We start from the raw sequence: 7,103 nt of genomic DNA on the forward strand, positions 1-7,103 counted from the left end.
GTCCGATGTCCTTGCGCGGCGCCAGCTATCAGCGGATCGAGGCCGCGGCAGCGGGCGCCGGGCTGATCGTGATGGGGGCGTTGAACCCCGAGGACGAAATCGGCACGCTGATCCTGTTGGGGGCCGGGCCGGCCTTCTGGCCGGTATTTGCCGCCTCGCCCGAAGCTTCGGATCGCCAGCCCGACCCGGTGGACCGCTGGTCGCTGCGCGTGATCGGCGCCCTGGCCGGCGATGTCGGGGCGCAGGCGGTGTTTCCGTTTGGCGGGCCGCCCTATGCGCCCTTCATCCGCTGGGCCGAAGCCTCGGGACGTGCCTTCAAAAGCCCGGTAGGTATGCTGGTGCATGACACGGTGGGGCTGATGATTTCCTATCGCGGCGCGCTGCTGCTGCCGGGCCGCATCGCCTTTCCCGCCGCCACCGGCAGCAGCCCCTGTGCCAGCTGCGCCGACAAGCCCTGCACCACCGCCTGCCCGGTCGGTGCGCTGCGCGCCGGTCAGCCCTATCATCTGGAAGCCTGCCACAGCTATCTCGACACCGCGCCGGGGCGCGATTGCATGGAGAATGGCTGTGCCGCCCGACGCGCCTGCCCGGTCAGCGCCGGGGCGGGACGCCAAGCGGCGCAATCGGCGCATCACATGAAGGCGTTTCACCCGCGATGACCCTGCAACTGATCCTGATGCGCCACGCGAAATCGAGCTGGGACGATCCTGTGGCAGCGGATTTCGACCGCCCGCTGAACGGGCGCGGCCGGCGCTCGGCCAAGGCGCTGGGCCATTGGCTGCGGCAGCGGGGCTGGCTGCCTGACCGGGTGCTCTGCTCGTCCGCGCGACGCACCCGCGAAACCCTGGACGGGCTGCGGCTGGAGGCGGGCGCGGAATATCTCGACGCGCTCTACCATGCCGGGGAAGAAGAGATGCTGGCCTGTCTGCGCAGGGCCGGCGGCACACGGGTGCTGATGATCGGGCATAATCCCGGCATTGCCGCCTTTGCCGCCCAGATCGTCAGCGCGCCGCCGTCGCATCCCCGCTTTGCCGATTATCCGACCGGCGCGACCCTGGTTGCCGGGTTTTCGGCGGAGACCTGGGCGCAGGCCAACTGGCATGAGGCCAATACGCTGGATTTCGTGGTGCCGCGTGATCTGCCGGGGGTGTGAACCGCGCCGCGATCGCGGGTCCTGGCCGAGCGCCCCCCCTCCCCGTCCCCGGTACAGAAACAACGAACCCCGGCACGACGGCCGGGGTGTCTCATGCGCGTCGCGGTCCCGGACCTGATCCGGGACCTCCTCGTCCCCGGTATCAGTGCCCGAGGATCTGGCTGAGGAACAGCTGGGTGCGCGGGCTTTGCGGGTTGTTGAAGAACTCTTCCGGCTCGTTCTGCTCGACGATCTGGCCGGCATCCATGAAGATCACGCGATTGGCCACCTGACGGGCAAAGCCCATCTCGTGGGTGACGCAGAGCATCGTCATCCCCTCCTCGGCCAGTTCGATCATGGTGTCCAGCACCTCTTTGATCATCTCCGGGTCCAGTGCCGAGGTCGGTTCGTCGAACAGCATGATCCGCGGCCTCATGCACAGCGACCGGGCGATCGCCACGCGCTGCTGCTGCCCGCCCGAAAGCTGGCCGGGATACTTGTTCGCCTGATCCGGGATCTTCACCTTCTCAAGGAAATGCATCGCCGTCGCCTCGGCCTCTTTCTTGGGGGTCTTGCGGACCCAGATCGGCGCCAGCGTGCAATTCTCCAGGATCGTCAGATGCGGGAACAGGTTGAAGTGCTGAAAGCACATGCCGACTTCGGAGCGGATCTTGTCGATATTCTTTAGATCCGAAGACAGCAGGGTGCCATCCACGGTGATCGACCCTTTCTGATGTTCCTCCAGCGCGTTGATGCAGCGGATCAGCGTGGACTTGCCCGAGCCCGAAGGCCCGCAAATCACGATCCGCTCGCCGCGATAGACGGTCAGGTCGATGTCACGCAATACGTGAAACTGCCCGTACCATTTGTTCATACTCTGGATCGAGATGGCAACCTCGTCCGATACCTTCATCTTGGAGGTCTCGATCGCCCGGGGTTCTGCGGTTTCAGACATGATTGACTTCCTTAACGATGATCGGTTGCAAGTCGGCGTTCAAGCCATTGCGAATATTGCGAGATACCGTAGCAGACGATGAAAAACAGCAAGGCGGCAAAGCCCAGCAATTCCCAATAGACACCGTTCCACTCGGTCGAGGCCAGGATCGGGCCGCGGATCATTCCGACAAGATCGAACATCGAAATCACCGAAACGAGGGTGGTATCCTTGAACAGCCCCACGGCGATGTTGACGATGCCGGGGATGGAGATTTTCAGCGCCTGCGGCAGGATGATCAGCCGCATGGACTGGGCGTAGTCGAGGCCGAGGCTATCAGCGGCCTCGTATTGCCCCTTGGACAAGGCGGCCAGACCCCCGCGAATGACCTCGGCGATATAGGCCGCCGAGAACATGGTGATCATGATCACGACCCGAAGAAACAGATCGACATTCGCTTCCGGCGGGAAGAAATATGCCAGCATCACGCTTGCAACGAATAGCAGCGTGATCAGCGGCACCCCGCGAATGAACTCGATAAAGATCACACAGATCGCCTTGATCAGGGGCATCGAGCTCTGACGCCCCAGCGCCAGGGCAATCCCCAGAGGGATCGAGAGGGAAACGCAGGTGACCCCGAGCATCAGGTTCAACATGAACCCGCCCAGATCGCGGGAAGGCACGGCCGTGAGGATGGGGTTGGCCGGCGCCAATGCAGCGGTGATCATACCGCCGAGATACCAGATCACGAGGGCCGCCGCGATTCCGCCGAAAAAGCCAATCGCGAAGCTCTGGGTAACCAGCCGGCTATAGGCCACATAGGCCCCGACAAAACCCAGCAGCGCCATGATCGGGACCAGGACGCTTCCCCCCCAGATCAGCCAGTAGGTGATGAAGGGATAGAGGGCGGTAATGATCAAAAGCTTGCGCGGCAGATCAAAAAACAGCACCGGCGCCGCCGCCACAAACAAAAGGATCAACGCCAGAGTCGGGCGCCAATACAGGTCGGGGGGATATTTGAACCCGAACAGCAACTGCGACCAACGCTCGGTCAGAACCGAGAAGCAGGCACCGACCCGACCTGCCAAAACATCCCGGCATTCGGAGAGAGATGACGTTGTCCAGATCCCTCCCAAAATCCAGGGGAGCGTGGAAGACAGCACCAGGTAGATGACGTAGAGCGCAGCAACCGTCAGCAGGGCGTTTGCCCAGGTCGCGAAGAGGTTGTCGCGCAGCCACTTGATCGGTCCGGTTTCATTTGCCGGAGCCGGCGAGGCCGGAATCGCGGTTTCCCGCACATAGGCAACCGACTCTGCATGTGTATCGGACATGTCAGCGCTCCTTCAGCCGGACGGCGTTGTTGTACACGTTCATCCCCGCCGAGATCAGCAGCGAAATGACCAGGTAAAACAACATCAGCAGCAGGACGCATTCGATGGCGCGCCCGGTCTGGTTCAGGGTGATGCCGCCCAGCGTGGCGGTGATATCCGCATAGCCCACTGCAATGGCGAGAGAGGAGTTCTTGGTGATGTTCAGATACTGCGAGATCAGCGGCGGGATGATCACCCGCAACGCCTGCGGCAGCACCACCAGACTCATGACACGACCGGGCCGCAGGCCAAGTGCCGAGGCAGCTTCGGTCTGGCCCTTGGTTATCGCTTGAATACCCGCCCGCACGTTTTCGGCGATAAATGCGCCGGTATAGATGGACAGGGCAAACCACAGCGCGATGAGGGGCCCGCCGATTTTCAGGCCTCCGCCGAAGTTGAAGCCGCGTAATTCCGGGACGTCCCAGCTTAGCCCCATGATCAGGCAGACTGCGCAGACGGGAAGGATCCAGATGCCAAGGTTCAACCAGAACGTCTTTGGCCGGATGCCGGTTTTTGCCTGCGTGTCGTTCGCCCGGGTGGTGACAGCCCGGGTTGCGAAATAGGATCCCACCAGAACCGCGATGACCAGCAGCCAGTTCAGCGCCGCGCCCTCTTCGCCACCGATGCCCCGCGTAAAGTAGGGGCCGGGGACGTAAACGCCGCGGTTGGTGAAGGCAAACAGATCAAACAGCATCGTCGAAGCCGGATCGTCGCCCCTGAACGCGCTGGGGCTGGGCATCACCGCCGTCATGATGGTGAAGATGATGATGATCCAGATCAGAACAGGAATGTTGCGGAACACTTCCACATAGACGGACATGAGCTTGCGCACGAGCCAGTTGTTGGACAGGCGCAGCACCCCGGCGATCACCCCGAACACGGTGGCGGTGATACATGCCAGGAAGGCGACCAGCAGGGTGTTCAACACCCCGACAACAGCGGCCCGAACGTTGCTCGACTGGCTGTTGTAGTCAATCAAGGTCTGATTGATGTCATAGCCCGCGGGGCTGCTCAGAAACTCGAAGGATATTTTGAGTCCGGCTTCTCTGAGATTGCTCGCCAGGTTGCCGTAAAGATATGCCAATGCCAATGCCAGCAGCAGCGCCGCGATGACCTGAAGTGTCATCGAACGATAACGCGTATCGTTCAATAGCATGGATACGCGGAAGCTGCCCCCGGGCGGATCGGTGAGTATCGTCATAGCTGACGCCCCTGTTGACTGCCCGCTCCTGTTCTACGGCCGGGTTTTTCCCAGCTCGCCGAAGATCGGGCGTTTATAGGTTTGGAAAAGGGCGCAGGTTGCCCTGCGCCCTTCCCCGCTTTGGTTTAGCGGAACGGCGGCGAGTACAGCAGGCCGCCATCGGTCCACTGGGCGTTCAGCCCGCGGGCCAGACCGATCGGCGTGGATTCACCGATATTGGTCTCGAAGATTTCGCCATAGTTGCCACCCGCCATGATCGCGCGTTTGGCCCAATCGGCATCCAGGCCCAGCATCTCGCCCAGGGTGCCCTCGGTGCCGAGCATCCGGTTGATTTCCGGGTTGTTGGTGCCTTTCGACAGTTCCTCGATATTGGCCGAGGAAATGCCCAGCTCTTCCGCCGAGATCAGCGCGTTCAGCGTCCAGCGCACCACGTCGCCCCAATCGTCATCGCCGTGCCGGACCAGCGGACCCAGCGGCTCTTTCGAGATGATCTCGGGCAGCAGCACGTGATCGCCCGGGGTTTCAAAGGTGGCGCGGGTGGCCGCCAGACCCGAAGCGTCGGTGGTGTAGACGTCGCAGGCACCGGCCAGGTACTGCTGCTGTGCCTCGGCATTGGTTTCGATCGGCACCGGCTCGTAGCTGATGTTGTTGGAGCGGAAGAAATCCGCCAGGTTCAGCTCGGTGGTGGTGCCGGTCTGGATGCAGACGGTGGCACCGTCCAGTTCCTTGGCCGAGGATACCCCCAGCGCCTTGGGCACCATGAAGCCCTGGCCGTCATAATAGTTCACGCCGACGAAGGTGAACTTGAGGTCGACGTCGCGGCTGAAGGTCCAGGTGGTGTTCCGGGCGAGCATGTCGATTTCGCCCGATGCCAGCGCGGTAAAGCGCGTTTTGCCGGTGGTGGGAACAAATTCGACAGCGGTCGGGTCGCCGAGAACCGCAGCGGCAACCGCCCGGCACACGGCCACGTCAAACCCTTTCCACTCCCCGTTCGCGTCCGGCGCGGCAAAACCGACCAGACCAGTGGTCACACCGCAGTTCAGCGTGCCACGCGCCTTGACGTCGTCCAACGTGGCAGCTGCTGCCGCACCGGCAGACAGGCTTGCGACGGTAAGCGCGCCAAATAATACGGTTTTATTCATGAGAACCTCTTCCTGATTTTCCGCCTCGTTGCGGGCGACTTTTCCGGCATATGATATGCCATGAGAAACACCGATACAGGGAAACTCCCCCTCAGTGGCCTCAAGTGTGGGCGGATTCCTCGACAAACGTCAAGCGTTTGATCAAACAAATCAATGTGTCACCCCGCGCATTGACCCAAAGTGAGGCAGCGCGGCTGGAACTCAGGACAGATCGAAAAAGCGCTTGGCGTGATGGAAGGCCAACCGCTTGATTTCGGCGGCGGCGCGCGCCTCGTCATCTTCGCCCCATTGCTCTTCCTGCCAGGTTTCATCCAGGCGCGACATCTGCCACAGGGTTTCGGGATCACGCCAGTTCTGCGCTGCGGCAAAGCCCAGGATCAGCGATCCGGACAGGCTGACCAGATCGTGAAATCCGACCAGCTGGAACGCCGTCAGCGCATGGACCCGCGCCCGCAGCCGGCCGAGCGGCTCGGGCGCCTGTGCGGCGTGGATCACGCCGACGCGTGATTCCAGCCGGGCCTCCAGTTCGGTGGCGGCCCAGTCCAGCGCCGGATCCCAGGTTTCGGCCTGCCGCCGCACCAGTTCTTCGGGGGCATCGGCGCGATAGCACAGCAGATCGCTATCGCCGTAATCGGCCAGCATGTCGGCAACTTCGCCATGCTGATGCGCGACCTTGTCGATCGCGGTATTGGCCGAGCGGGTGAACGGCATGGTCAGCGGGTTTACCGTGCCCTCCTGCGCCTGCCATTCGGCGGCGGTTTCCTGCGCCATCGCCTCGGTGGGCAGGCACAACAACGCCTTGCCCGGCGTCCGGACCGGCCGCCCGTCCAGCGCGATGGCAAAGCCGCCCTCGGCCTCGCGCACGGTCACCTCGGTCCAGAACCGGCGTTGTTTCCATTCGCTCATGCGCCGACCTTCCACAGCGAGTCCAGCGCCGCCGGCAGGGCGGCGAAATCGTCGACTACCTGCCGTGCATGGCGGTGCAGGCTGTCGCGCGGGTGATAGCCCCAGCCGACGCCGATGCCGGCGATCCCGGCGGCCACCGCCATCTCCATGTCGAAGGTGGTATCGCCGATCATCACCGCGTTTTCGGGGGCGCAGCCGGTTTCGGCCAGCGCGGTCAGGATCATCGACGGGTGCGGCTTGGACGGGTGATCATCGGCCACCTGCCGGGTGACGAACACATGGTCCAGCCCGTGCCCGGCGATCAGCGCATCCAGCCCGCGCCGCGACTTGCCCGTTGCCACGCCCAGCAGCAGATCGGGCGCGCGGCCCAGCTGCGTCAGCACCTCGCGCGCGCCGGGAAACAGGGGCGAGCCGGCGG

Annotated in this window: 8 protein-coding genes; 2 read left to right on the forward strand and 6 right to left on the reverse strand. The window is 63.1% G+C overall.

The window, feature by feature from the left end; genetic code table 11:
• The first annotated feature begins 5 nt into the window (after window positions 1–5).
• Window positions 6–659 carry a ferredoxin gene (locus CVM52_RS12410; RefSeq protein ID WP_100162813.1) on the forward strand — a complete coding sequence of 218 codons (654 nt, stop codon included), beginning with the start codon at window positions 6–8 and terminating at the stop codon, window positions 657–659.
• Window positions 656–1,153, forward strand: a complete 498-nt coding sequence (locus CVM52_RS12415; protein ID WP_100162814.1) for a SixA phosphatase family protein — start codon at window positions 656–658, stop codon at window positions 1,151–1,153. The genes CVM52_RS12410 and CVM52_RS12415 overlap by 4 nt, the downstream gene beginning before the upstream one ends.
• A gap of 142 nt (window positions 1,154–1,295) precedes the next feature.
• Here CVM52_RS12415 and CVM52_RS12420 read toward each other — a convergent pair whose 3' ends face one another.
• From CVM52_RS12420 to CVM52_RS12445, 6 genes are all read right to left on the reverse strand, one after another.
• Complete coding sequence (locus tag CVM52_RS12420; RefSeq protein ID WP_100162815.1) at window positions 1,296–2,087, reverse strand: amino acid ABC transporter ATP-binding protein; 792 nt, start codon at window positions 2,085–2,087, stop codon at window positions 1,296–1,298.
• Window positions 2,088–2,098: 11 nt separating this feature from the next.
• Entirely contained in the window at window positions 2,099–3,397 is a 1,299-nt protein-coding gene (locus CVM52_RS12425; RefSeq protein ID WP_100162816.1) for an amino acid ABC transporter permease, read from the reverse strand.
• Between the two features lies 1 nt (window position 3,398).
• Window positions 3,399–4,637, reverse strand: a complete 1,239-nt coding sequence (locus tag CVM52_RS12430) for an amino acid ABC transporter permease (protein ID WP_100162817.1) — start codon at window positions 4,635–4,637, stop codon at window positions 3,399–3,401.
• A 125-nt stretch (window positions 4,638–4,762) separates the two neighbouring features.
• Window positions 4,763–5,779, reverse strand: coding sequence for an amino acid ABC transporter substrate-binding protein (locus CVM52_RS12435; RefSeq protein ID WP_100162818.1), 1,017 nt, complete (start codon window positions 5,777–5,779; stop codon window positions 4,763–4,765).
• Between the two features lie 201 nt (window positions 5,780–5,980).
• Window positions 5,981–6,685: an ATP12 family chaperone protein gene (locus CVM52_RS12440; RefSeq protein ID WP_100162819.1), complete on the reverse strand. Its 705-nt coding sequence runs from the start codon at window positions 6,683–6,685 to the stop codon at window positions 5,981–5,983.
• Window positions 6,682–7,103, reverse strand: a 422-nt coding sequence (locus CVM52_RS12445) for an HAD-IA family hydrolase (RefSeq protein ID WP_133119837.1), incomplete at its 5' end; no start/stop codon positions are given. The genes CVM52_RS12440 and CVM52_RS12445, both read right to left, overlap by 4 nt.

The organism is Pseudooceanicola lipolyticus (assembly GCF_002786325.1).
Taxonomy (GTDB): domain Bacteria; phylum Pseudomonadota; class Alphaproteobacteria; order Rhodobacterales; family Rhodobacteraceae; genus Pseudooceanicola_C; species Pseudooceanicola_C lipolyticus.

Coding starts and splice junctions, on each gene's coding strand:
- CVM52_RS12410 (WP_100162813.1), top strand. CDS start 6: ATGTCCTTGCGCGGCGCCAGCTATCAGCGGATCGAGGCCGCGGCAGCG.
- CVM52_RS12415 (WP_100162814.1), top strand. CDS start 656: ATGACCCTGCAACTGATCCTGATGCGCCACGCGAAATCGAGCTGGGAC.
- CVM52_RS12420 (WP_100162815.1), bottom strand. CDS start 2,087: ATGTCTGAAACCGCAGAACCCCGGGCGATCGAGACCTCCAAGATGAAG.
- CVM52_RS12425 (WP_100162816.1), bottom strand. CDS start 3,397: ATGTCCGATACACATGCAGAGTCGGTTGCCTATGTGCGGGAAACCGCG.
- CVM52_RS12430 (WP_100162817.1), bottom strand. CDS start 4,637: ATGACGATACTCACCGATCCGCCCGGGGGCAGCTTCCGCGTATCCATG.
- CVM52_RS12435 (WP_100162818.1), bottom strand. CDS start 5,779: ATGAATAAAACCGTATTATTTGGCGCGCTTACCGTCGCAAGCCTGTCT.
- CVM52_RS12440 (WP_100162819.1), bottom strand. CDS start 6,685: ATGAGCGAATGGAAACAACGCCGGTTCTGGACCGAGGTGACCGTGCGC.